This is a genomic window from Companilactobacillus musae (genome assembly GCF_003967595.1).
Taxonomy (GTDB): domain Bacteria; phylum Bacillota; class Bacilli; order Lactobacillales; family Lactobacillaceae; genus Companilactobacillus; species Companilactobacillus musae.
Genome location: NZ_BIFW01000002.1, coordinates 241,359 through 264,428 on the forward strand (window position 1 = coordinate 241,359; position 23,070 = coordinate 264,428).

General features: G+C 34.3%; 30 protein-coding genes, 1 tRNA gene and 1 other annotated feature. Of the genes, 17 read left to right on the forward strand and 14 right to left on the reverse strand.

Annotated elements, in window-relative coordinates; translation table 11 throughout:
• Nucleotides 1–2: 2 nt before the first annotated feature.
• The 4 genes from LAB100_RS04800 to LAB100_RS04820 form a co-directional block, all read right to left on the reverse strand.
• Nucleotides 3–335, reverse strand: a complete 333-nt coding sequence (locus tag LAB100_RS04800) for a DUF771 domain-containing protein (RefSeq protein ID WP_119325675.1) — start codon at nucleotides 333–335, stop codon at nucleotides 3–5.
• On the reverse strand, nucleotides 322–825 hold the full coding sequence (locus LAB100_RS04805; protein ID WP_119325674.1) for a hypothetical protein: 504 nt from the start codon (nucleotides 823–825) through the stop codon (nucleotides 322–324). The genes LAB100_RS04800 and LAB100_RS04805 overlap by 14 nt, the downstream gene beginning before the upstream one ends.
• 252 nt (nucleotides 826–1,077) lie before the next feature.
• Nucleotides 1,078–1,287: a hypothetical protein gene (locus tag LAB100_RS04815; protein WP_119325672.1), complete on the reverse strand. Its 210-nt coding sequence runs from the start codon at nucleotides 1,285–1,287 to the stop codon at nucleotides 1,078–1,080.
• 124 nt (nucleotides 1,288–1,411) lie between these two features.
• Nucleotides 1,412–1,630, reverse strand: a complete 219-nt coding sequence (locus LAB100_RS04820; protein ID WP_119325671.1) for a helix-turn-helix transcriptional regulator — start codon at nucleotides 1,628–1,630, stop codon at nucleotides 1,412–1,414.
• Between the two features lie 138 nt (nucleotides 1,631–1,768).
• On the opposite strand from LAB100_RS04820, the gene LAB100_RS04825 reads away from it, so the two are divergent.
• The 4 genes from LAB100_RS04825 to LAB100_RS04840 all read left to right on the forward strand — a co-directional run bounded on the left by LAB100_RS04825 (nucleotide 1,769) and on the right by LAB100_RS04840 (nucleotide 4,452).
• Nucleotides 1,769–2,131 carry a helix-turn-helix domain-containing protein gene (locus tag LAB100_RS04825; RefSeq protein ID WP_119325670.1) on the forward strand — a complete coding sequence of 121 codons (363 nt, stop codon included), beginning with the start codon at nucleotides 1,769–1,771 and terminating at the stop codon, nucleotides 2,129–2,131.
• On the forward strand, nucleotides 2,121–2,555 hold the full coding sequence (locus LAB100_RS04830) for an ImmA/IrrE family metallo-endopeptidase (protein ID WP_119325669.1): 435 nt from the start codon (nucleotides 2,121–2,123) through the stop codon (nucleotides 2,553–2,555). Before LAB100_RS04825 ends, LAB100_RS04830 begins: the two co-directional genes overlap by 11 nt.
• 58 nt (nucleotides 2,556–2,613) lie before the next feature.
• Complete coding sequence (locus LAB100_RS04835; RefSeq protein WP_119325668.1) at nucleotides 2,614–3,204, forward strand: DUF3862 domain-containing protein; 591 nt, start codon at nucleotides 2,614–2,616, stop codon at nucleotides 3,202–3,204.
• A gap of 129 nt (nucleotides 3,205–3,333) precedes the next feature.
• Complete coding sequence (locus LAB100_RS04840) at nucleotides 3,334–4,452, forward strand: tyrosine-type recombinase/integrase (protein ID WP_119325667.1); 1,119 nt, start codon at nucleotides 3,334–3,336, stop codon at nucleotides 4,450–4,452.
• A gap of 249 nt (nucleotides 4,453–4,701) precedes the next feature.
• Here LAB100_RS04840 and LAB100_RS04845 read toward each other — a convergent pair.
• Both LAB100_RS04845 and LAB100_RS04850 read right to left on the reverse strand, forming a co-directional pair.
• Nucleotides 4,702–4,775, reverse strand: a tRNA-Thr gene (locus LAB100_RS04845).
• Nucleotides 4,776–4,827: 52 nt separating this feature from the next.
• Nucleotides 4,828–5,349 carry a DUF308 domain-containing protein gene (locus tag LAB100_RS04850; protein WP_119325666.1) on the reverse strand — a complete coding sequence of 174 codons (522 nt, stop codon included), beginning with the start codon at nucleotides 5,347–5,349 and terminating at the stop codon, nucleotides 4,828–4,830.
• 124 nt (nucleotides 5,350–5,473) lie between these two features.
• On the opposite strand from LAB100_RS04850, the gene LAB100_RS04855 reads away from it, so the two are divergent.
• A complete protein-coding gene (locus LAB100_RS04855; protein WP_119325665.1) occupies nucleotides 5,474–6,124 on the forward strand; it encodes a metal-dependent transcriptional regulator in 651 nt (216 codons plus the stop codon).
• A 139-nt stretch (nucleotides 6,125–6,263) separates the two neighbouring features.
• Here the strand turns inward: LAB100_RS04855 and LAB100_RS04860 are convergent, their stop codons facing one another.
• Genes LAB100_RS04860 through LAB100_RS04875 form a run of 4 tightly spaced genes read right to left on the reverse strand, consistent with a single transcriptional unit; the run spans nucleotide 6,264 to nucleotide 9,031 of the window.
• Nucleotides 6,264–7,079: a DUF975 family protein gene (locus tag LAB100_RS04860; protein WP_119325664.1), complete on the reverse strand. Its 816-nt coding sequence runs from the start codon at nucleotides 7,077–7,079 to the stop codon at nucleotides 6,264–6,266.
• Nucleotides 7,080–7,136: 57 nt separating this feature from the next.
• Nucleotides 7,137–8,069 carry a DUF4097 family beta strand repeat-containing protein gene (locus tag LAB100_RS04865; RefSeq protein WP_119325663.1) on the reverse strand — a complete coding sequence of 311 codons (933 nt, stop codon included), beginning with the start codon at nucleotides 8,067–8,069 and terminating at the stop codon, nucleotides 7,137–7,139.
• The gene (locus tag LAB100_RS04870; RefSeq protein WP_119325662.1) at nucleotides 8,062–8,724 is read right to left on the reverse strand and encodes a DUF1700 domain-containing protein; all 663 of its coding nucleotides are present in this window, start codon (nucleotides 8,722–8,724) and stop codon (nucleotides 8,062–8,064) included. Before LAB100_RS04870 ends, LAB100_RS04865 begins: the two co-directional genes overlap by 8 nt.
• The gene (locus LAB100_RS04875; RefSeq protein ID WP_119325661.1) at nucleotides 8,717–9,031 is read right to left on the reverse strand and encodes a PadR family transcriptional regulator; all 315 of its coding nucleotides are present in this window, start codon (nucleotides 9,029–9,031) and stop codon (nucleotides 8,717–8,719) included. Before LAB100_RS04875 ends, LAB100_RS04870 begins: the two co-directional genes overlap by 8 nt.
• 150 nt (nucleotides 9,032–9,181) lie before the next feature.
• Nucleotides 9,182–9,403, forward strand: a binding site (T-box leader).
• 171 nt (nucleotides 9,404–9,574) lie between these two features.
• Here LAB100_RS04875 and LAB100_RS04880 point away from each other — a divergent pair.
• Genes LAB100_RS04880 through LAB100_RS04890 form a run of 3 tightly spaced genes read left to right on the forward strand, consistent with a single transcriptional unit; the run spans nucleotide 9,575 to nucleotide 11,757 of the window.
• The gene (locus LAB100_RS04880) at nucleotides 9,575–10,228 is read left to right on the forward strand and encodes an amino acid ABC transporter permease (RefSeq protein WP_119325660.1); all 654 of its coding nucleotides are present in this window, start codon (nucleotides 9,575–9,577) and stop codon (nucleotides 10,226–10,228) included.
• 12 nt (nucleotides 10,229–10,240) lie between these two features.
• Nucleotides 10,241–10,879 carry an amino acid ABC transporter ATP-binding protein gene (locus tag LAB100_RS04885; RefSeq protein ID WP_119325659.1) on the forward strand — a complete coding sequence of 213 codons (639 nt, stop codon included), beginning with the start codon at nucleotides 10,241–10,243 and terminating at the stop codon, nucleotides 10,877–10,879.
• Between the two features lie 20 nt (nucleotides 10,880–10,899).
• Nucleotides 10,900–11,757, forward strand: coding sequence for an amino acid ABC transporter substrate-binding protein (locus LAB100_RS04890; protein WP_119325658.1), 858 nt, complete (start codon nucleotides 10,900–10,902; stop codon nucleotides 11,755–11,757).
• A 388-nt stretch (nucleotides 11,758–12,145) separates the two neighbouring features.
• Here LAB100_RS04890 and LAB100_RS04895 read toward each other — a convergent pair whose 3' ends face one another.
• Nucleotides 12,146–13,099 carry an ADP-ribosylglycohydrolase family protein gene (locus LAB100_RS04895; protein WP_119325657.1) on the reverse strand — a complete coding sequence of 318 codons (954 nt, stop codon included), beginning with the start codon at nucleotides 13,097–13,099 and terminating at the stop codon, nucleotides 12,146–12,148.
• A gap of 432 nt (nucleotides 13,100–13,531) precedes the next feature.
• Between LAB100_RS04895 and LAB100_RS04900 the strand changes: the two genes are divergently transcribed.
• The 9 genes from LAB100_RS04900 (at nucleotide 13,532) to LAB100_RS04940 (ending at nucleotide 20,525) form a co-directional block, all read left to right on the forward strand.
• Entirely contained in the window at nucleotides 13,532–14,005 is a 474-nt protein-coding gene (locus tag LAB100_RS04900) for a nucleoside 2-deoxyribosyltransferase (protein ID WP_119325656.1), read from the forward strand.
• A 10-nt stretch (nucleotides 14,006–14,015) separates the two neighbouring features.
• On the forward strand, nucleotides 14,016–14,567 hold the full coding sequence (locus tag LAB100_RS04905; RefSeq protein WP_119325655.1) for a TetR family transcriptional regulator: 552 nt from the start codon (nucleotides 14,016–14,018) through the stop codon (nucleotides 14,565–14,567).
• 185 nt (nucleotides 14,568–14,752) lie between these two features.
• On the forward strand, nucleotides 14,753–15,931 hold the full coding sequence (locus tag LAB100_RS04910; RefSeq protein WP_119325654.1) for a CynX/NimT family MFS transporter: 1,179 nt from the start codon (nucleotides 14,753–14,755) through the stop codon (nucleotides 15,929–15,931).
• 85 nt (nucleotides 15,932–16,016) lie between these two features.
• Nucleotides 16,017–16,670 carry an HAD hydrolase-like protein gene (locus LAB100_RS04915; protein ID WP_119325653.1) on the forward strand — a complete coding sequence of 218 codons (654 nt, stop codon included), beginning with the start codon at nucleotides 16,017–16,019 and terminating at the stop codon, nucleotides 16,668–16,670.
• Nucleotides 16,663–17,469, forward strand: coding sequence for a YdcF family protein (locus LAB100_RS04920; RefSeq protein WP_119325652.1), 807 nt, complete (start codon nucleotides 16,663–16,665; stop codon nucleotides 17,467–17,469). Before LAB100_RS04915 ends, LAB100_RS04920 begins: the two co-directional genes overlap by 8 nt.
• Before the next feature lie 114 nt (nucleotides 17,470–17,583).
• Nucleotides 17,584–18,033, forward strand: coding sequence for a PTS sugar transporter subunit IIA (locus tag LAB100_RS04925; protein ID WP_162894154.1), 450 nt, complete (start codon nucleotides 17,584–17,586; stop codon nucleotides 18,031–18,033).
• A gap of 242 nt (nucleotides 18,034–18,275) precedes the next feature.
• On the forward strand, nucleotides 18,276–19,487 hold the full coding sequence (locus tag LAB100_RS04930) for an MFS transporter (RefSeq protein ID WP_119325650.1): 1,212 nt from the start codon (nucleotides 18,276–18,278) through the stop codon (nucleotides 19,485–19,487).
• A 165-nt stretch (nucleotides 19,488–19,652) separates the two neighbouring features.
• On the forward strand, nucleotides 19,653–20,087 hold the full coding sequence (locus LAB100_RS04935) for a MarR family winged helix-turn-helix transcriptional regulator (protein ID WP_119325649.1): 435 nt from the start codon (nucleotides 19,653–19,655) through the stop codon (nucleotides 20,085–20,087).
• 9 nt (nucleotides 20,088–20,096) lie between these two features.
• Nucleotides 20,097–20,525, forward strand: coding sequence for a GNAT family N-acetyltransferase (locus tag LAB100_RS04940; RefSeq protein ID WP_119325648.1), 429 nt, complete (start codon nucleotides 20,097–20,099; stop codon nucleotides 20,523–20,525).
• Here the strand turns inward: LAB100_RS04940 and LAB100_RS04945 are convergent.
• The 3 genes from LAB100_RS04945 to LAB100_RS04955 form a co-directional block, all read right to left on the reverse strand.
• Complete coding sequence (locus LAB100_RS04945) at nucleotides 20,522–21,007, reverse strand: NUDIX domain-containing protein (RefSeq protein WP_119325647.1); 486 nt, start codon at nucleotides 21,005–21,007, stop codon at nucleotides 20,522–20,524. The genes LAB100_RS04940 and LAB100_RS04945 overlap by 4 nt on opposite strands.
• A 73-nt stretch (nucleotides 21,008–21,080) precedes the next feature.
• Nucleotides 21,081–21,881, reverse strand: a complete 801-nt coding sequence (locus LAB100_RS04950) for a hypothetical protein (RefSeq protein WP_246001256.1) — start codon at nucleotides 21,879–21,881, stop codon at nucleotides 21,081–21,083.
• 37 nt (nucleotides 21,882–21,918) lie between these two features.
• Complete coding sequence (locus LAB100_RS04955; RefSeq protein ID WP_119325646.1) at nucleotides 21,919–23,040, reverse strand: AI-2E family transporter; 1,122 nt, start codon at nucleotides 23,038–23,040, stop codon at nucleotides 21,919–21,921.
• Nucleotides 23,041–23,070: the final 30 nt, after the last annotated feature.

Sequence of the window (23,070 nt, forward strand, 5' to 3'; positions counted from 1 at the left end):
ATTTAAATTACCTCTGATTTCATAAATTCCTTTTTGTGTCGTTCAATAAATTCTTTGAATTCCTTTGGATAGAATTTCCAAGGCTTCCTTCTAGCTTCGGGAAAGTAAACGCAACCGCCATTATCAACGTCTAATTGATCTCGGTATCGTTCAAGCTTTGGAATTAAAGTATTTCTTGATTTAATTCCCGTAGTTTTAAGTGCCCACGATAAATTTTCAAAAGTATGATCCTTAGATTTTTCGGCTTGTTGTTGGTTATATTCATCTATTGGAGTTAAAACATAAGTTTCTAGTCCGTTACCAAAATCAATCATCATTGTTTTAGGCTCTTGCATTATTAACTTCTCTCCTTTCTAGTAAGGCTTCGGGTACTGAAATACCTTCGCTCTTTAAAATATTTGTAGCAGATAAAATCATTTTTAGACCTGTATCAAATAGCTCTAACGAATTACTTCCAATCGCTTTTTTGTTAGGAATTTCAACACTTAACAAGTTCATTAGATTTATAATAGCTACATCGCTCTCACTATCCTCTTGCTGCGCTCCAATTAGATCAGCTAGGCTATCTTCCCTATTTTTTCTTAAACTATTTAGATAAGAGCTTGGTAGTCTTAACTCGTAACATAGAAGTGCAAGTATGAAACGATCATCGCTATACTCTGAATTAGCTATAATCCATAAGTATTTGTCATCAACAAAATTTTTAGTGAACCATTCTTGTGCAGATTGTGGTTTGACATCACATAGAATTGCTATTTTTCTTTGACTTATATTTTTTCGATAACGTAAATCCTCAAGCTCTCTAAAAATATTTACATTGTTCAATTTCTATCACCTCCTTATGGACCTTTCATTTATAATTAATTTGAAAGGTGGTGAAATATATGACACGCGTTTATGCTAATTTGCTTGGTGTGTGGACTGACTTAAGTAGTGACCCAGATTGCGTTATTGGAAACAACCGTCAGAACCCTTCTACTTGGTGGGAAGAGGGCGCCGACATGTGGTATCCAAGAGCTCAAACCGATGAAAACACTTTGTATCAATGGCCTTATGTAATGCTCTCCTACAAAGGAACTACTTATCGTGTTTTCCCTTCGCAAATTCAGATTTTGGGAGAATGATATTTGCTTTTAAAATTCTGAATGTTTCATCTTTGTCGTCAAGAGTATTCTTGGCGGCTTTTTTTGAATAGATATAATCAATTTGATCTTTTATCTGTATCCAATCCCTGAATGCAAGCCCCTGAGTGATTTCTGCAATTTGTTTCAATTTGTCTTTGTTCATAAATCTCACCTCCTTAAACTGTCAAAGTTAGATATTTTTGACAGGCTGTATTTTTTTAACCTTGTGTTAACGATTAGGCATGGATGTGTTAATCGGCGTTTGTGTACTATTAAGATGTTGATAATCAGGTCCGCTGTAAGCCATGTACGACATCATTTTCAAAAAAAATATCATCAATTGATGTATTAAAAAAATCTGAAAAGTTCTTAGCTATGCTCACTGAAGGTACGCTCTTTCCAATCTCAATATCTCGTAAATATTGTCTTGATATACCAATCTTTTTAGCCAGCTCAGTTTGCGTTAAGCCTTTGGATTTTCTTAAAACAGAAATTTTGTTATTCATTTTTCCTTCACCTCCTTGTCAACTTTATCTTACAAGAAATATAGTAATACATATCTTACTGTTTGTAAACCATGTTTTACAAAAAGATTGTATTTTTTTGTAAACTATATATTACAATACTATTAGGAGGTGGAAAATATGCCTGACAAGTTAGGCTCTTATTTAAAAGAATTACGTGGTAAAGAATCATTGAGAGACGTTTCCAAAAGAACTAATGGAAAGATCAGTCATAGTTATATAGCGGACCTTGAAAAGGGTGTAAGCAGAAGAGGAAATAAGATTAGCCCATCTCCCGAGACGCTTAAAGTCTTATCAAAAGTTTATAATACTGATTACGATAAATTAATGAAACTTGCTGGATATTCGGACAAAGATTATAAAAAGAAACACGTTGATTTAGCTGATGACGACGTTATTATGTCATATGAAGGGAAACCTATTCCACCTGAAGATCTTGAAATAATAAGAAGATTTTTTAGGGGTGGAAAAAATGACAAATAATGAAATTAAGCCTTATTTGATGAACATTGCTCTTGATAATAATATATCCGTAGTCTTTTTTGATACTTTAGATCCATATACACCACCTGCGACTGATATAGAAGCCAGATGTATAGCCATGAACTCAAGATGGCATAACAAATCGGAAATCCCATTTCAACTGGCTCATGAATTGGGACATATATTATCTGGTCAACAATCAACTAAGATCCTCTATTTCACTCCATATAAGTATGGCATGGAGTTAGAAGCCAACGAGTATGCTATTTCCTTATTACTTCCAACATATTTGGAAGACAAAAATGCTTGGGACATAAATGTACATCAATTTATGGATCATTTTAGTATTCCATATCATCTCGAAGATATAGTTATTAGAGAAATAAAAAAATATTATAACCAATTGTACAAAAAGCTTATTTAAAAAATGTCCAAATACTGACGACATTAAAAGCTGATTAATATGTTATAGGGAGATATTTATGATGAAGAAAAGAAGTGTAGTTTTAGGACTAGTAACAATTTTACTAGCTACAACAGCAGTAGGATGTTCAAGTGGAAGTTCAACAAGTGGTTCTAACAATTCAAACTCATCTGCAAAAAAAGAAAATGGAATTACGATGGACCAATTTAACAAGATTAATCTTGATGAAAACAGCGGTACATCTCTTGACGATCTAAAAAAGGAATTGGGCAAACCTTCTTCCACATCAACAAGTACTGTTCAAACACAAACAGTTGATTTAAATACTTGGTCAAAGGGCTTAGGCAATTCATTAGCCGTTGGATTCTCAAATGGTCATGCCATTAGCAAACATATTAACGGACTAAAAGTAAATAGAAAAAATAAAATTACATTAGATAGTTTTGGTCAAGTACAAAATGGACAATCTGAGGACGATGTTAAAAAAATGCTTGGTGATCCAAATGGTATTAACACCTCTACAATTGCAGGTACTACGATTACGATTCTTACATATACATCAGGCCTTAAAGGTAGTCTCGGTTCAAATGCTACCGTTACCATTACAAATGGTGCTGTAAGTGGTGAAAGTCAATCAGGATTGGAATAATGAAGACAAATATTAAGCCTTAACTGGCTTTTTATTTTTGACACAAAAAGAACATATGTACCCCTAAGGCTTATATTTTTTGTCAAAAATGACAGTTAAAACATACAGCTTTGAAAGGAATGACAGCTTATGGCTTCAATTACTAAAAAGGATAACGGCAAATGGATTGCTAGAGTGTCTTTCAAAGATCAAGAAACTAATAAGTTTAAAACTAAGTCGAATAGCTTTAAAACTAAAGCTCAAGCATCTGAATGGGCTAGAAAAATTGAACTTGAAAAAAATGATACTGATTTGGCAAAACAAAACATCAGCTTCTTTAATTACTATACTTGGTGGGCTAAAACGTACCGTAAAAATAACATATCTCATGGATCACAATTAAGATATGATCGTGTAGGAGAAATTATAAAAAGTGAGTTTCACGACACCCCACTAACAGACATAACTAAGCCTAAATATCAGGAATTTTTAAACAAATTTGGCAAGGACTACTCTAAGGAAACGGTCACACGTCTTAATTCTTATATAAGGTCTATGTGCCTGGAAGCTATTGATGAACAAATAATAAAGCAAAACTTCACACGTAAAGCAAAAATTTCATTTGGTGTAGAAGCAAAAGAACCTGACGCTAAATTTCTTGAGCTTGATGATTTTGAAAATCTTATGAGTTACTCTATTGCACGATACTCATTTTCTAACACTTCACCGTTGATGATCTTTTTTATATGTCAAACTGGTGCAAGATTCGAGGAAGCTAGTGGGCTATCGTGGGAGGATATAGACTTCGATAATCTTCTTGTTTCTTTTAAAAAAGCATATAAAATTAATCCTCGGAAAGTTGGCCCACTCAAAAACAAATATTCATATCGTACAATATCAATTAGTCAAAAACTTGCTGATCTATTGAAACAACAAAAACAGGTTCAAGAAGCATACTACAAGGCTAACAACAAGAAAAATGAATATAACTTCGTATTTAGAAATCAACGACTAGAAAATCCAAGTAATAGAACTGTAAATGACATGTTAAGCAATATGCTGACAGAAATTGACGCTAAAAAACAAGTCAGTATCCACGATCTAAGACACACACATGTATCTTATTTAATCGCTAATAGCTATGATATTCTCTTCATATCAAATCGTATTGGACACGCTGACGCTTCTACTACCTTAAAGGTTTACTCTCACTTGATGAAAAATCTTAAGGATAAGGAAAATAACAACTTACGTACTCTCTTTAATTAGAGGGTATTTTTTTGACCTCCAGTGCCGTCCGTGCAAAATGCAGCAATATCAATGCTTACAGCCAAATAATTTGCACGGCACCATTTCAAAGTGTCTCAAAAATCATCACCGTGCAAACTATCATGCAAACTCTTTTGAGTTTTTATGAATTTTTTAAAAAATGAAGAAATAAAAAAAACACCCAAATGCTGATTTAACAACATTTAGGCGCTTAATATTTTAAATTGAACTTATTTGAAATTATTAAAAAGCCGTCTATCGGATTTGAACCGACGACCCCCACCTTACCATGGTGATGCTCTACCTATCTGAGCTAAGACGGCATGACACTTTCTACATTTTAGCAAATTTGCCATGTGTAGAAAATGCTTTTAATTAAAATGCTTCGATAATTTCGGAAATACCAGTAGCAAAGAAGAAGAAGGCTAACATAAACACAATGAAGCCTCCTGCCAAAACAGGATTAAATAACAAAATGAATGCAAATAGCAAATTCAAGAGTGCTAAAATCACAATCAAAATGTAGTATTTACGTCCAAAAAAGTGGTAGAAACGTGAAGTAAGAATTTGAAATACGGCATCTAACAAGAACCAAATAGCAAACATATAGATGATAACCACTATACCTACATTCACATGTGAAATAAAAATAATACCGATAATAATATTAACAATGGCCCCAAATATTGTCCAACCACTGCGAACTCCTAAAAACTTGGTCATCTGTGATCCGAACCACAGTTGATAAACCCCTCTCAAAATAACAAATACACCGAAGATAACAGCAATGGTCGATAAACTGTTCAATGGATACCACAATACTAAGTATCCAGCATACAGAGAAATCAAACCAATAATGAATCCGAACCAGTCAAAACGACGTTTTGGTTCACTCATAAAATCTCCCCCTCTCTTTCTTAATTACTTTATTATTTTAACATTATAGATTATCAAAGTTGAATGATATGCGCTATAATAGAAAGGCTAATAATATTATTAGGCTAAACGAAAGGTTGCAAAATTGTCCCCTAACAAAGAAAATTATCTAAAAACTATTTACGAATTGAATTATGATTTTACAAAGATAACCAATAAACGTATCTCAGAGATCATGAATGTTTCCGCTCCTTCAGTTACAGAAATGCTCAATGCTCTCTCCAGCGAAGGTTATCTCACACATTCGCCTTACAATAAAATAGTCTTAACTCCCAAAGGAAATAAAGTATCTGAAAAACTAGTTCGAACACATCGTTTATGGGAAGTATTCCTACATGAATGCTTAAAATATCCGGTTGATAACGTTCATCATAACGCCGATGCTCTAGAACACTCATCCGACGACGAATTAGTTGATCATCTTAATGATTTCCTCGATCATCCTCAACGTTGCCCACATGGTGGAATTATCCCTGGCAATGGACAAGGTGAAACTGACGCTGATGATAAATTATTAAGTATGATTCCAGACGGCGCTAAAGTTCAAATCGTTAGAGTTTCCGATAACTACGATTTCTTACAATACTTTGGTAGTCTTAATCTCGAAATCGACGACACCATTGAAGTTATCAAGCACGAAAAATTTGATAACTCACTTGTTGTTAAAAAATCCGATGGCACTAATATAACTATTGGAGCCAAAGCAATTGATTATATTTTCGTTGAAAATAGATAAAAAAAGATTGGGACATAACTATTTTTCCCCAACATGCAGCATAAACGCGGAACAAGAACACAGCTTCTTCCGCTTAATCCAAATAAGGGTGGTAACTCAAAATCGAGTTACCACCCTTATTTACATTAATGCTCGGAAACTAAACGTGTTTTGTCCCGCTCCCTTTTTGTTTACCCTGGTTATTCTCTAAAACTTTCTGATAGAAAACCGCCATTGTTAATTGTTCATATGGTTGTAACCATATCGACAATAGTTCGTGTGTTAAAGCATTCAAAATTTCCCAAAAGAAAAACTCTAAACACAATGAAAAGTAGGTCCATTTATAGCCTCTCATAATTACTGAGCTTCGGCTAAAAGTTGAAAATGCCATTCTGATGGTCCACTTACCTTGATCCTCAACATCATCTTTAAAAACAAAGAAAACTTGAGAAAAAATCATTAAGAACCAGATTCCAGGAATTATGTACAGCATAAAACCAGCTTCCAAGAAGAGCCCAAACAGCGCCGTTATAAACAGCATTGGGAAAAAGTATCTTCCAGAAAATGCTCTTAAACTATCCTTTATAGCATTAATCTGATAATTAGAATCCCGTAGTTTATCAAGTAAGGTATAAGAAACACCCACGCAAATCATAATAAAGAAAAATAGAAAAGCATATACTGCCACACTTGTTTCTGGCGTCAGTGTCAACATATACTTATCTGCTGAACTCGGATCGTTAGCCATATTAGCTGAAATCTCTGATAAACGTCGACTAGCTTGCCCTGGATCTGCTAAATTTACATTTAAATTAGCCATCCACTTTGTATAAAGTTTAGTTCCCAAAAAAACTGCCAAGAATCTCAATAATATGGGAATTATATTCAGTGAAATAGTTCCTTTAATATCTTTTCGAAAAGCTCTATGAGCTTCATGTCTAACTTCTATAGCAGATATTCGATTATTAGAATTCATCAATACCCCTCACATTAAATAACGCCATTATAACAAAGATATTTATCTCAGCCTAATTTACTTAATTGTAATTGCACCTTTGGTGGCTCTAACCTCTAGCAAATTAGTAGCGTCAGTTTTATTTTCATAATTCTGACCATAACTCTTATCAAAATATCTTACAATGCCTTTTTCAGTGGAAAGATTAATCCCATCGACAGTTAAAGCACTACCAACAAAACGTCCTCCACCAAATAATCTTAAATCATTCTTATTCATTAATGTAGTTTTAGAAATACTTATTTTACTGTGATTAGCCATCGACTTCAAAGAATCAACATTCGACTGCTTGATATTCAAATTAGATTCATCCAAATTAACACTTGCATTGGTTAAAGTTGAACTTTCAGATTTAACATCAGAATAAGCACTTGCTACTAAAGTCATATTATTCACTTTTGAATTTTTCATATCTAACGTAGCGTTATACAAATTAATTTTATCAAAGTTATTTATCGTTGCATTGTCTAAATATAAATTAGCATCATAATCCATATCTTTAGCCGTTTTAACCATATGATCTATCGTTACATCATTGACATGCATATTACCATTGGCCAAACGAATATTAACATTATCCAAGCTCTTATTCATGGGAATCGTAATTGTTATTTGTTCTCTTCCCATCACATCAACGCCAATATTATTTTTCTGTTCCTTACCCGAAATTGTTAAAGTACCATCTTTAACTTTATACTTAGGAGACTGTGACTTATCGCCTGTAATATGGACTTTGTAACGATCTCCTAACTTTAAGTTAACGTTAGTATCGCGGCCTTCTATATAAATATTTTTAAAATCTGACAATGGATAAGTTTCGTTAACACGTTGTGCAACTTTGAAACCATGATCCCATACTACAGACCGGTTAGCACCCATAACAAAACCACCTAGCAACAATATTCCACCAATTATCAATAGATAAAAACCAGTTACGAAATACTTACGCATTTTTCTTTTCCCCCTTCATCGGAGTTTTTCTACCGTGCAATAATTTCTTGCCCAACCAGCGGAAGAAAATAACTACTACGCTAAAGAACCATTTAAATAATGCAATAATAATTGGTATCAAGAAGAAATCAACACCTAAAATCATCAAACCGGCCCCGACATACAATATTGTCGTTCCAAAGGATTGGAAAATAACTGATAGCCCGACAAAAATAGCACCAATTCCTCCAACAACTGACATTGCTACCAAAAAGAGAAATAATAATACCATAAAAACTGCTAATCCTAGGAAAATCAAAATCAAAGGAATCAAAATAATCGCAATTAGAATTGCTACTGGCGATGCCATCAAAGCTAAGATAACTAAGCCAATCATTTTCAAATTCTTCGAAAATCTTTCATTGCTTGTCATCTGACCATTATCTACACTTTGATAATTATCCTCTGACATCTTAATTGAGTAATCAGCCAAAACTTTACGTGCCAAATGTTTGGGTGTTCCCAATTCATTAATAATAGCAGCCGATGTTTGTAGATTAGCATCAATTATATATTCACGATAAAATTCAATTACGTCTTGTTGTTCTTTTTCACTCAATTGATGTAGATAAATCTTAAATTCTTCAATATAAGAATCAATTGCTTTATTATTCATTTTTCCCCTCCAAGATAGCATCTGTTGCCGCCTTTAACTCTTGCCAATTATTCTTGATTTGTTCTAAACGTTCACGTCCTAAATCTGTAATCCGATAGTAACGGCGATTGCGCCCCTCATAAGCTTCATCATAAGTACTTAGCCAATCCTCTTTTTTCAAACGACGTAAAATTGGATACATCGTTGATTCTGAGATTGGAAAAATCTTTTTTATCTCCCGAGTTATCGCATAACCATAATAATCTTCATTTGTTAACAGAGCTAAAACTGATCCTTCAAGAATCTCAGTTGAAACTTGAATTGCCATATTATCTCCTCATTTCCACAATACTATACGTCGTATAATATAGTCTTGCTAACAAGATATTATAAATAATAATATATGTCAATTTTCATAAAAAAGCTTGACAAGATTAATTTTAGGTCGTACGATAATTGCAACATTTTAAAACAAGTATAAAAAACGACGACAGAAGAGTAACTAAGCAAATCAGTCCAGAGAGTCAACGGTGGTGCGAGTTGATCTGATCCTTGGCGAAACACATCTGTAAGTTGAATGATTGAATCAAGTAGGTCATTTCGGTAGCACCGTTACAGCTGAAGTTATTGTAACTTCATGAGCCTAATATTGTGAGATATTGGGAACCAGAGGTGGTACCGCGAATAAGTCGCCCTCTTAGTCTTTTGACTAAGAGGGTATTTTTTTTATTCACGATACTCTCTTTTGCAATAACTTCTTGAGGTCAATATTGTGAGATATTGACGAACTCGAGGTGGTACCACGTCCAGACGTCCTCTAGCAATTTTTTGCTAGTGGACGTTTTTTTATACTTAAAAAGGGGAGAGAAATATGATGAATTATATTTTTGAAATTTTACCGTCACTATTAAGCGGTACGGTAATGACTTTGAAAGTCTTCTTTTGGACAATCATTTGTTCATTGCCTTTAGGGGTCTTAGTATCGCTTGGTCGCAGTTCTAAATTCAAACCATTGAGCTGGATCCTTTCATTCTATATTTGGGTCATGCGAGGAACCCCATTACTTCTACAATTGATTTTCGTCTTTTACGGATTACCTAACATGCCATTTGCACATATCGTTTTTGAAAGATACGATGCCGCATTATTTGCCTTTATTCTTAATTATACAGCTTACTTCGCTGAGATTTTCCGTGGTGGTTTTAGTACTGTCAGCAAGGGACAATTTGAAGGTGCTAAGGTTTTAGGTCTTAACTATTGGCAAACAATTCGTAAAATTATCATTCCTCAAGTTGTCAAAATTGTCTTACCATCAATTGGTAATGAAGTAATCAACTTGGTCAAGGATTCATCATTAGTTTATGTAATCGGACTAGGTGACTTGCTTCGTGCAGGTAATATTGCCAGTTCTCGTGACGTTACCCTCTTACCATTAGTCTTAGTTGGTATCATATATCTACTATTAACTCTAATCTGTACCTGGATCCTCAAAGTTCTAGAAAAACGTTTCAGTTATTACCGTTAGGAGAGAGAAATTATGTTGAAATTAAAAAATATTACAAAAAGTTTTGATGGCAAAACAATTTTAAATAACCTTAATCTCGAAGTTAAGGACAATTCAATTTTAAGCATCGTCGGTCCTAGTGGTGCTGGTAAAACAACTCTACTACGTTGTATTGCTGGTCTTGAAAAAGTTGATTCTGGAACTTTCACTCTCAACGATAAACCATTTGATCCTGCCGATGAATCTCGTAAGGAACGTGTTATTGGCGTCGTATTCCAAGATTTTAACCTCTTCCCTCATTTATCTGTCATGGAAAACATTGCTTTAGCTCCGGAAATGGTCCTCAAACAAGACAAAAAGACCGCTCAGAAAAACGTTACAGAACTTTTAGCTCAATTAGGATTAACTAGCTTAAAGGATCAATATCCATTTGAACTTTCTGGTGGTCAAAAACAACGTGTTGCTATTGCCAGAGCTTTGGCCATGCAACCAAAAATTCTTTGTTATGATGAACCAACTTCAGCTCTAGATCCAAGCCTACGTGATACTGTTGCTCAAGTCATTCTTGATTTAAAGAAAACCGGCATTACACAAATTGTCATTACCCACGATCCTGATTTTGCTAAAAAAATTGCTGATCAACTTCTCGAAGTAAAACCACTCAATAATTAATCTTAGGGGGATTAATAAATATGAAGAAAAAAATATTACTATTCATGACCTTATTAGCCTTCTTTGTTTTGACACTATCTGGTTGTAGCAATAACAAAAAATCAGTTGCACAACAGGCAAATACTGCTGATACTTGGTCCTCAATCAAAAAAAGAGGCCGTGTAATCATCGGTCTTGATGATACCTTTGTTCCTATGGGCTTTCGTGAAAAAAGCGGTAAATTGGTTGGCTATGATATTGATTTAGCCAAAGCCGTCTTTAAACAATATGGTATCAAAGCAGATTTCCAACCTATTGATTGGAATATGAAGGAAACCGAATTACGTAATCGAACTATTGATTTAATTTGGAATGGCTATACGATCACTCCAGCTCGTCAAAAGCAATTAATGTTTTCTCGCCCTTACATGGCCAACCGCCAAGTATTAGTTACTAAAACTAATGAGAATATTACCTCTTTCAAAGGTATGCAAGGTAAAACTCTAGGTGCTCAAACTAGTTCTTCTGGTGCTAGCCTTCTTGATGAACATCCCAAGATGTTAAAAGATTATATCAAGGGCAAGAATCCTGTTTTATATGATTCCTTTAATAACGCCCTAATGGATCTAGATGCCGATCGTATCCAAGGTCTTTTGATCGACAGTGTCTACGCTGGTTACTATATTAGTAAAGAAAAAGACCCTGCTTCCTATCGTGTGACCCGTGGCGGTTTTACTGGTGAAGATTTTGCTGCCGGAATGCGTAAAGGTGATAAGACCATGAAGAAGAAAATCGACCAAGGTTTACAACATCTAGCAAACACCGGTGAACTACAAAGAATCAACAAGAAATGGTTTGGAAATTCTGATAATTCACTGATTCAACCCGAAAAAAAATAAAACATTTAGATTAGATAATATATTTATTCACACAAAAAAACTAATGATTATAAAAGTGGCTCTTTCTCAAATCTAGTTACAATTGATACTAAACTAAAAAAGAACAGTGCCTATTAAGCATTCAAAGTAGTAGTAAAGCTACCTGAAACTAATAGACATTGTTCTTCTTTTTTATATTTAAAACAAAGCAATAGTCCGGAGGAACAAAACCGATGGGCTCAGCCGCGAAATTCTACTTAGTGAGGTACTCACTTAGTAGAAGGCCAGTATTTGAAACAATTCGCAGAATTGGTTCAAATCTGTACCTGCAGCGTTCCAGCCCAATCAGGTTTGTTGTGGAGGACAGCAAATTCACAGTATACCCCAAATAGAGAAAGAATCCTAAAAATCAAAATTCTAACTCTCTAGATGATTCTTTTTCCGCAAAGGGTTCAATAATACTGTTTAATAATTCTGGATTTCGTAATTGACCCTTCCATTCAGGATTGACCTGATCACTCATATTGGCACAATTAGCTAAAGTACCTGTAATACTAGCTAAGGTATCAGTGTCATCACCCAAATTAACGGCCAAAATAATTGCTCCATCAATACTAGTTGCATTCAAGGTACACCAAACCGCAGCTAACAAAGTATCAACCACGTAGCCAGTTGATTTGATATCCCCTCTTAAAGTTGTCGCAAAATTATTTTGAAACATTTTCTCAAAATTATTAAATTCATTCCAAACTTCTGGTTGATCTTGTAAGTTTCTTTCCAAGACACCTGGTAGTTCGGATAAAATAGCCCATAGTGACTTACCATTCAATAATGAATGAATCATTTCAAGATAAATATAGCTGGCTAAAATTGCTCGTGGGTGCCGATGCGTTAAACAAGTATAATCATGCGCTAATTTTAATCGACGCTTTATATCAGGTTCATTAACTAGGTGGATTCCTAAAGGTGCCAAGCGCATTAAAGCACCATTCCCATTTGCGTAAACGCTAGGATCTCCGCATTGTAATGCTGAATAATGATTTACCGACCAATTACGTACGGCTTTAGCACAGGTATTCCCAATACCAAATGCTAAATTATCCGGTGTATATTGATTGTGAAACATGTAATTCTCGAACTTTTGCATTAATTCTTCATAATTACCATTTTCAGTTAAGTTCTCCATTAAAGGTAGTGAAAACGAAGTATCATCAGACCAGCTTCCCTTTGGCTGTTCCCAAGTACCTGAACCAATCATTGAATCAATGTAATAAGAATCACGTCGTTTAAATTCAACGGGAACTCCCAATGCATCCCCTACAATACCCGCATACAAGATATTTTCTATCTGACACGTCTGCACTAATTCTCATCTCCCGTTTAAAAAACTGAGACCAAATATAATATTTAGTCTCAGTTTAGTTTAGTCTTCTATTTAAGAATACTACAATTTTTCCCATCTATAAGCATGTTTAATCCTAAAAAATCAAAAGAATAAAGGATAAGAAGATACCAAACATAGCTAGTATCGTCACCTTTTTCTTATCGTCGCGAATGTTCCGCAAATTTTTATTCATAAGCATCAGGCCTCCATGCCTAGGAAAGTTATATCATCTTATAAAAAAAATGAAAAGGCTTTTTTGAAAAAATTAATATTTATTTTTCTTATTATTTTTTTAAGGATTCTGCCTATTATCACGGAAAAAAGATGTCATTTTGAAATAATTTTTCGAGCATTTTCCGAACATTTCAGTATAATTAAAGTATAAATATAAAGGAGTTCCTAATAATACTTATGCAAAAGAAAAATCGTGTTTATTTAGCCGGACCATTTTTTAGTGATCAACAAATCAAACGACTTGATGATATTCACCAATTACTTGCTGCCAATCCTACTATCGGTGACATTTTCCGACCAGGTAAAGATGAATACACCGCCGCTGAGTTCGGTTCATTTGAATGGCAAACTGCTGTTTACAAACATGACATTAACAACATTAATGTTTCAGATGTAGTTGTTGCAATGTTAGACTATAAAATAGAAGAAAATGAACTAGAACCAGATTCTGGAACTATGTGGGAATGTGGTTATGCTGTTGCCAACAATGTTCCCGTTATCGGTGTTAGAAATATGACTGAAGAACCATTGAACCTTATGCTAGCTGGAAGTTTAACAGCTTTCTTCAATGGCAAAGAAAGCATCAAAGAATTAAAAGATTATGACTTCAATACATTAATGACGCGTTACGAAAACGTTAAAGTGCTCTAGGAGGAGAAACATGTCACAAGTAACCCAACGAACTGAAAATTCTATCATCACGGCTATGGTATCTTTATTACAAAAAAAGCCCTTTGAAAAAATCACTGTTGGTGATATTTGTGACGAAGCTCTTATCAATCACAGCACTTTTTACCGTTACTTCAATGATAAGTATTCTCTCTTACATGCCGTTTTTTCTTACCTATTAGATGATTTGATAAATAATACTTCTAATGCTAAAACTATCGTTTATCAAATTGCCGACTTTATGGAAAAAAATAGCAGTTTCATTCACCATATTTCTCCACAATATCAGACCAAAGCCAATCTCTATCCAGAGTTTAGAAGTATTTTGCAGGATATTGTCAAAACTAAAAGTAAGGACCCTAACAGTCAAAACGACCCTTTGATCAAAATGATTACTGAATCAGATGCTCCAGAATTAATGATCAGTTTTATCGTTGGTGGTCTAATTGGTTTGGTTGAATACCTAGAAGATAATGATTTCAAGGTTTCACGTGAAAAATTCATTGAATTTACAGCCAATTTCTTTGCTAAGTGGTCGAATTAAAAATTTCAAAAATAAAAGACATCTATAATTAAAGAGATAGTTACACACTATGTGTTATCAACTTTAGTATAGATGCCTTTTTTATTATGAATTTACATAATAATCAAACTAAACTTTTCTCGTAGCGGCATCAATAATTTAGGTTTACACTTGTAATACTATGACTAACTACCGAGGAGATTTTTATGAAAGCTAAGTCCATAAACAAAAAATGGTTTTTATTGAGTATGATGTTAATTGCCGCCAATTTACGATTACCTATTACTATCATTCCACCACTACTCAGTACTATCGAAAAAAATCTTGGAATTCCTAAATCAATGGCCGGCTTAATAACCTCTATTCCTTTAATCACCTTCGCCATTTTCTCGCCTATAATCGTTAAAATTGCTAAGAAATTGGGTAATGAATTAACTATTTTTATCTTCTTCATTCTATTAATTATAGGTAGTTATCTAAGAATTATTCCTACTACCTGGGCCTTGATGATTGGTACTTTTTTAGCTGGTATTGGTATCGACAGTGGGAATGTTTTAGTGCCCGCTATTATCAAAGATCATTTGCCCAACGAGATTCCTTTAGGAACTAGTCTTTATACTATGTCAATGTTATTAATTGGAGCCATCGGTACCGCTCTTTCGGGAATATTCATTACTAAAATCAGTCTACAAACTACCTTAGCAATCTTATCCTCCGTTGCTATTATTGCCCTAATTTTTTGGATTCCTAGTCTGAAATATAATCAACGCGACGATGATAAAACGAGCAAACCTCAGCATTACCAAAGCGTTTGGACGCAATCACTTGGTTGGTTAATTACAGCCTTCTTTGGATTTCAATCTCTAGTCTATTATTCATTTATCACTTGGTTACCATCGGTTTTAGAAACCCACGGTACTAGTACCATAGTCGCTAGTAATCTACTAACAGTACTTCAACTCAGTGGACTACCCTGTTCTTTTATTGTTCCATTCCTATCCGTCAAAAAGAATGGTCTGAAAGCTTTATTATCAATGCTTTTCATTGGTTATGCAGTGGCACCACTAGGCTTTTTAATAACCACTAATAGCCTAGTCTTCTTAACTATTGTGACTGTGATCACTGGATTTGGCTCCGGTTTAGCCTTTAATATGGCCGTTATTTTCTTCACCGAAAAAACCACTAATCCTTATCAAACTGCCGAGGTTTCTGGTATGGCTCAATCTGCTGGTTATTTATTAGCAGCAATTGGTCCAGTAATGTTCGGCTTTATCGAAAATCTAGTCGATTCTTGGAATTCAATTATTATCATCTTAGCCATCATGTCAGTCCTATTGACAATATCAGGTATTTTAATTGCCCGACACAAACCTATTGCTGAATAAACCTATTTGGTAATATTGGAAATTCACTTTATAATTAAATCATATCTTTGTAAAAACGATTACATTCAATAAGGGGAATTTTATTATGGAAAATTTATTTTTTGACTTCGACGGTACTATTGCTGATACCCAAGAGGGTATTATCAACGCCCTCAAATATATGGTTTCTGAACTGAATCTAGAAGATTTAGGAATCGACACTTATAAAAAGTTCATTGGTCCTTCTCTACCAGATAGCTTAAAAAGATACTATCCCAATATGGCTCAAAGTGACTATCGAACAGCTGTAAAAACTTATCAATCCTTCTATAATACTAAAGGCGTTTATCAACTTGAAATTTATCCTGAAATGAAAGAAACTCTGGCTCAATTAAAAAAGACTGGATATAAACTCTACGTTTCCTCAGTCAAACCCGAATCTTTGATCAAATTGTTAGTACCCCATTTGAATTTAGACGATTACTTTTCTGGTCTTTATGGTGCATCTGATGATGAAACTACTCGGAATACTAAAAAAGCTATTTTAGCTTATGGTATGAAAGATGCCCAAGCATCCTCAGCTAATTCACTAATGATTGGCGATCGTATGACCGACATGGAAGGAGGAGTTCAAAACGGTGTTCATACATTAGGCGTTACGTACGGCTTTGGAGATAATCAAGAATTAGCTGATTATGGTGCTGATTACATAGTCGATAGCGTTACAAGTATTCCTGATGGAGTGAAATATTTTGAATAATTTTAATAACGAAGACATCAAAAATTTCAATCTCATAGGACAGTTCTGTGGGCCAAGAGATATTTCAAATTTAGATTCCCATATTCTATTTTCTAAATACCAAATTACACAAGCTGATGTCTTCGTTCTTTTTGGAGGCTCCATTGTATACGGCGTAAATATCTTAGCCCAGGCAATTCAAAATAATATCGCTAAAAAGTACCTTATCGTTGGCGGTTTTGGTCATACAACAGCTTCTTTAATGCAAACGGCTAAAAAAACATTTCCAGAATTACCTGACAATATCACCAGCGAGGCTGAATTGTTTGCTATTATTTTAAAAAATCGTTTCAATTTAAAAGCAGATTTTTTAGAAACTGATTCTACTAACTGTGGCAATAATATAACTTATCTTTTGGATCTTTTAAAACAGCAGCAGATTGATTTTAAATCAATTATTCTGGCGCAGGACGCTACAATGCAGCGGCGAATGAGCGCTTGCCTACAGAAATATGTTTCCTCAGAAATAAAAATCATTAACTATGCTACCTATCAAACAAATTTGAAATTAAAATCAAATGAATTAACTTTTGATCACGACTATTTAGGCATGTGGTCGCCACAACGATATCAAACCTTACTGATGGGTGAAATGTCTAGGCTCACAGATAATCAATCTGGTTACGGTCCTAATGGAAAGAATTTTATTGTCCATGTTAATATTCCTGACGATGTTCAAAAAGCTTACTGCTCCCTAAAGCAAAAATACCCTAATATAAGCCGGCCTAGCAACGTTTTATATTCTTCTAAAAAAAATTAAACTTTCCCCTTGCTATGAAACGGGTTCGATAATATATCATACTTTGTGTAGAGAAGTTAAGACATGTCGAATCACTTCGTTGAATTTATAAAAAATGCAAGGGAGATAACTATTATGTTTAAAATTTTTAGAAAAAATCACACTACTGCTAATGTCGAATTGTCAGATAACAATCAATTGAATGCTTTAAAACTAGCCGCTCAAAAAACTGCTGAAGAATTCAATGTCGATGAACAAAACATTCAAAGTAGCATCTTTGCTAGTGCTGCTGCTGGTAATACTATTATCGAAAATCGTGCCGTCTTTATGTTCGCTACAAGCGATAAAAAGAGCCGCGTCCACACGATGATGTTGACCTTCAAAAATCCAGTAGCTTGGGGTAATGACAAGGTTCCCGTTGATTACTTAATTGTTGGCATGTTCCCAGACAGTTCTGATCAAAATACTGTTGATGCAGTTACTGAAAAAGTTACTAATATCATGCATGACAAAGCTGCTCAACTAGACGATATTAAGTTTAATGACAGCGAATTAAATAAACTAAATCAATCATTTACAAATTAAATATTATTTTCATATCCAGATAAAAAGAAGAACAATGTCTATTAGTTTCAGGTAATCTTACTACTTTGAATGCTTAATAGGCACTGTTCTTTTTTAGTTAAAAACTTAGAATTTGAAAAAAGGATCAAATCTAATTAACGACTTTTTCTATCTTCAAGACTTGTTAACAAAATATTCCTGTGCTATTATACGTTCAAGCAAAATAAATGACGTCAGTGAGCGTCAATTTTGGAGGGAATAAAATGAAAATAGTAACAAAATCGAACCAGCTAGATAGCTACCAAGCTAAAGTGGTTGCTTCCACAGCGTCAGGATTTGGATTGGAAAATATGGATGTCATGTTCTTGTCATTCGCTCTTTCATCTATTATCGCTGAATTGCATTTAAGTGGAACACAAGCGGGACTTATCTCCACAATCACAAATATTGGTATGTTATTAGGTGGTATTTTTTTTGGAATTTTAGCCGATAAAATCGGTCGTATCAAAACTTTTAGTCATACAATCTTTATCTTTGCTTTCGCCACGGCAGCAATGTTTTTTGCTCATAGCCTAACGGCAATCTATCTTTGTCGTTTTATTGCAGGTATCGGTGCCGGTGGTGAATATGGCATTGGAATGACAGTCTTAGCAGAGAGTTTTTCTAAAGAAAAACTTGGTCGTGTATCATCATGGGTCGGTATGGCTGGACAAATTGGTGCCATCTTAGCATCGCTATTGGCAGCATTGATCTTACCAACCCTTGGTTGGCACGCTTTGTTCTTGTTTGGTGTCATCCCAGTAGTCATTACCTTCTTCATCAGAAGACATTTAAGAGAAAGTACTGCTTTCACAAATTCCTCCCAAAAGAAACATGGTAATATCAAGCAACTATTTGCCACACCAAAAATTGCTTATCAAACTATTGCTTTAATGATCATGGCAGTTGTTCAAATCGCTGGTTACTTTGGTCTAATGAATTGGTTACCAACTATTATGCAAAAGCAATTGAACCTAACAGTCGGAGCCTCAACTTGGATGATTGCTACTATCCTTGGTATGTGTGCTGGAATGTTAACTTTCGGCTGGATTCTCGATAATCTAGGACCAAGACTTGCCTTCGGAATCTTCTTAACTGCTTCAGCTATCGGTGTTTATATCTTAACTTTACCCAGCAACGTTTGGTCTTTGATCATCGTCGGCGCAGTTGTCGGTTATTTCTCAAATGGTATGTTCGCGGGATTCGGAGCCATTGTCAGTCGTCTTTATCCAACTGAAGTCAGAGCTACTGCTAACAACGTTATCATGAATGTTGGTCGTTGTATCGGTGGATTCTCCAGTTTAGCTATTGGTTTCATCTTGGATCACTACAACATTATGACCGTAATGGTCTTTATTTCAACACTTTACATCATCAGTCTTTTGGTCATGTTAACTGTTACTAATCTTAAAGCTGCAAATTATAAAAACATCTAAATTTTTCTTGAATTATAAAAGAGCATTCATTTAGAAAATGATATGGCATTTTTCAGTATCGTTCACTCTAACATGGATGCTTTTTTATATATTCTCGAAATTATAGTGGACAAAGTCCACTATAATGCTATAATAATTTTTATTAACTCTCGGAGGAAATACATTTTGTTCAATCAAACCGAAATCTCTTCGATCCGTAATTTTAACCGTGACTATACTAAATTACTTGGGATTCTAAATAAAAAAGTTCTCGGAACACCACTCAGTTGGACCGAGGGACGTGTCATTTTAGAAATCTCCTTTAACCACGATAAAACTCCAATTGAAGTGGCTAATAGTCTTAATCTGGATAAAAGTTACACCAGTCGTATCATTAAACGCTTTGAAAAAAATGAACTCCTGACCAAGTCACCTTCAGCAACAGATTCTCGCTCGGTTCAATTACATTTAACTTCTAAAGGCCTTGCGCTTGTTAAAGAATTAGATGAACGCTCTGATCAACAGATCAAAGACCTTCTTGGCAATTTATCCGACCTTGAACAGAAAAAGTTTTATCAGGCAATGTCAACAATAGACACATTGCTCTTTAACAGAAAGTAGGCCTTTATTATGTGGCAAGTAAAACGATTTTCAGAATTATCTACTAAGGAGCTTTTTGACATTTTTTATTTAAGAACCAAAATATTTGTCGTGGATCAAAAACGGATTTATCAAGAAGTCGATGAACACGACCCTGAAGCTATTCATATTTTTGATATAATTGACGGCAAAGTTGCGGCCTACGCTCGAATTTTTCCACAAAATAACAATGTAACTTTTGGCAGAGTCGTCACTGATCCACAATACCGGGGATTAGGGCTTGGAAATGAATTAATGAAATACATCCTATCTACCATTCAAAAAAATTATCCAAATCAACTAATTGAAATAGAAGCTCAAGTTCAAGTTGAGGGATTCTATAAAAAATTTGGTTTTCAAACTCACGGCGAACCATTTCTATTCAACCACACCCCTCATCTTAAAATGACAAAAATTTAGTCTAAAACACTCCAGTGAACATATTTAGTGTCTGTTACTACGAATTCATTAAGCAAAATGAATTCTTTAGCCTTCAAAACTAAAGGTGAACTATTCTCCAAATTCAAATCTTCAATATCAATCCAAATAACACCTGTATCCAAATTAACAAATTGTTTTTCTGAAGTTATGGGGACACCCAAATAATCAACAATCTGATAAAATGTACAGACATGTTTTCTCCAATCATAATTTTGATATTGCCAAGGATAACTAAAACTAACCGTCCCTAACTGTTTAGCTTCTAGTACTTGCAATCCAGTTGTTTTACTCACTTTTTTTACCATCGTGTCATATGATGATTTACCATCATCTAATTTTCCTCCTGGCAAATCAAAACGATTTTTATATGGACCAGTACTATTTTTAGTAACTAACAATTTATTACTAGCAGCAATAATACCATATACTCCAAAATCAACGTGAATTTCTTTATGCCACATTATTCCTTTACCTCATTTTAATACTGAATAAAAAAAGCCCTTAGAATTTATTCTAAGAGCTTTTTGCCTATTTTTAAATAAAATTGAATATTCCTAAGATCTTAATGACAATCATTGCCAATACAATACTAATAATTGCATGAAACATGAAGAGAACTGAAAAAGCGATAAAATAAACTGACCCACTAATAACAGCAACTCTAATGTTCAAAACGTATAAAACAGACCCTAGAACAATCAAAACAACTATCCACGGTAAAATACCCTTATTAACAGTCATAAAGTCATTACGGCTTAAATCATAGCCTGTACTGGCAATCATAATAGTTAATACTATGTAAAGAACAATCATTCCTAATGAAGCATTAGCAAAACTAGATTTCAAATTATCTAAAACGGACTCAAAAATCATCCTAACAGATAAAGTGGTATTGATATCTAAACTTTGATTCAAAGAAGTTATGCTAAACTGTGCTTTCAACAAATACTTTTGTAATAAATATAAAGTTAAAGAGCACATATAATAAGGTGCCAACCCAATAAAAAAATTGCCTAACATTTGATAAACGTTTCGATCATTCCAACGATGATCAACTGAGCCTAAAGACCCTGACTGGCGATAATTCAAATTCAACAACTGTACATGCGTAACTTGATGTCCGAAAAGATAAGCAAAAATAGCGTGTCCTAACTCATGAATTATCACACCCAGGCCACCTACGATCAATTGACTACTATTGCCTAAACTATCTACTAAAATAATTTTCGACAAATGACCTAACCATGAAGTTATCAATGAGGTAAAATATGGCACTAATGTAAATATGACCACAAATGTTATTACAAAGCCAAAGTAACTATCCCACACAGCCATCGCTCCTTCATAATTTTGTCAATTATAACATTGAAATTTATGATTTTGACTCAGTCAAACGTCGATTTGTCTCATTCTTAAACAATTGATAAATTGTCGCAGCTACTGGAACTCCTAGAAGCATTCCCACAATACCACCAAGTCCTCCACCAACAGTTATAGCAGCTAAAACCCAAATGCCCGGTAATCCAATTGATGTTCCAACAACTCGTGGATAAATCAAATTACTTTCAATTTGTTGCAACACCAAAATGAAAATAACGAATAGAATTGCTTTCAATGGGGATTCTACAGCAATCAACAAGAACCCAACAGCACCACCAGCCCACGCTCCAAAGATAGGCACTAGCGATGTAATACCAACAAAGGCTCCAACTGGCAAGGCGTAAGGGAATCTGAAGATAAACATCCCTAAAGCACATAACGTTCCTAGTATTATTGCCTCTGTAACTTGTCCCACAATAAAACTACTGAACATTTTATTAGTAACATCTAGAACATATTTAATCTTTTGAAGATGCTTTGATTTGATAAAAGCTCGTGAAGCTTTATCCAGTTGCAATTTTAATTTATCTTTTGTCGCTAAAATATAAATTGCAAAAGTCAAAGCTAAAATAAAGTTAAAGATTCCCTTTGCTACACCCGTAACGATCTTAAAAGTAGAACCAAAAACTCCACCGACCCCTGATGATAAAAATTTCATCACTTTAGACTGAACCGACGACCAGTTAATATCAATTGATTTCAACTGATCTGGAATAGCCGAATGACTGTTTATATCTTTAGCCAAATTAGAAACATCACTGAAAAAGGCTGGAATTGATTTAAAGAAATCGGTCAAAGCACTGATAAATTGAGGCAAAACTAAACGAAAGACCCCAGTCATCACTAAAATGACAATAACCAATGCCAACACTATAACCAATGGACGTCTGAGTTTTTTCAGCCAACGATGTTTTGTATTCGGAAACATATGCTTTTCCAAACGAACACACAAAATATTCAATGCGTACGCCAAAACTGCTCCTAAAATTAATGGCATAATCACACTTACAAGATTCAAAAATATTTGATAAATTTGTGCAGGATATACCAAAACAAATAGTACCAAAATTCCAATTATGCTGTATTTTATAATGCCTCGCCGATTTATTTCCATAAACTGTCTCCTCATAACTTGTCTAATTAA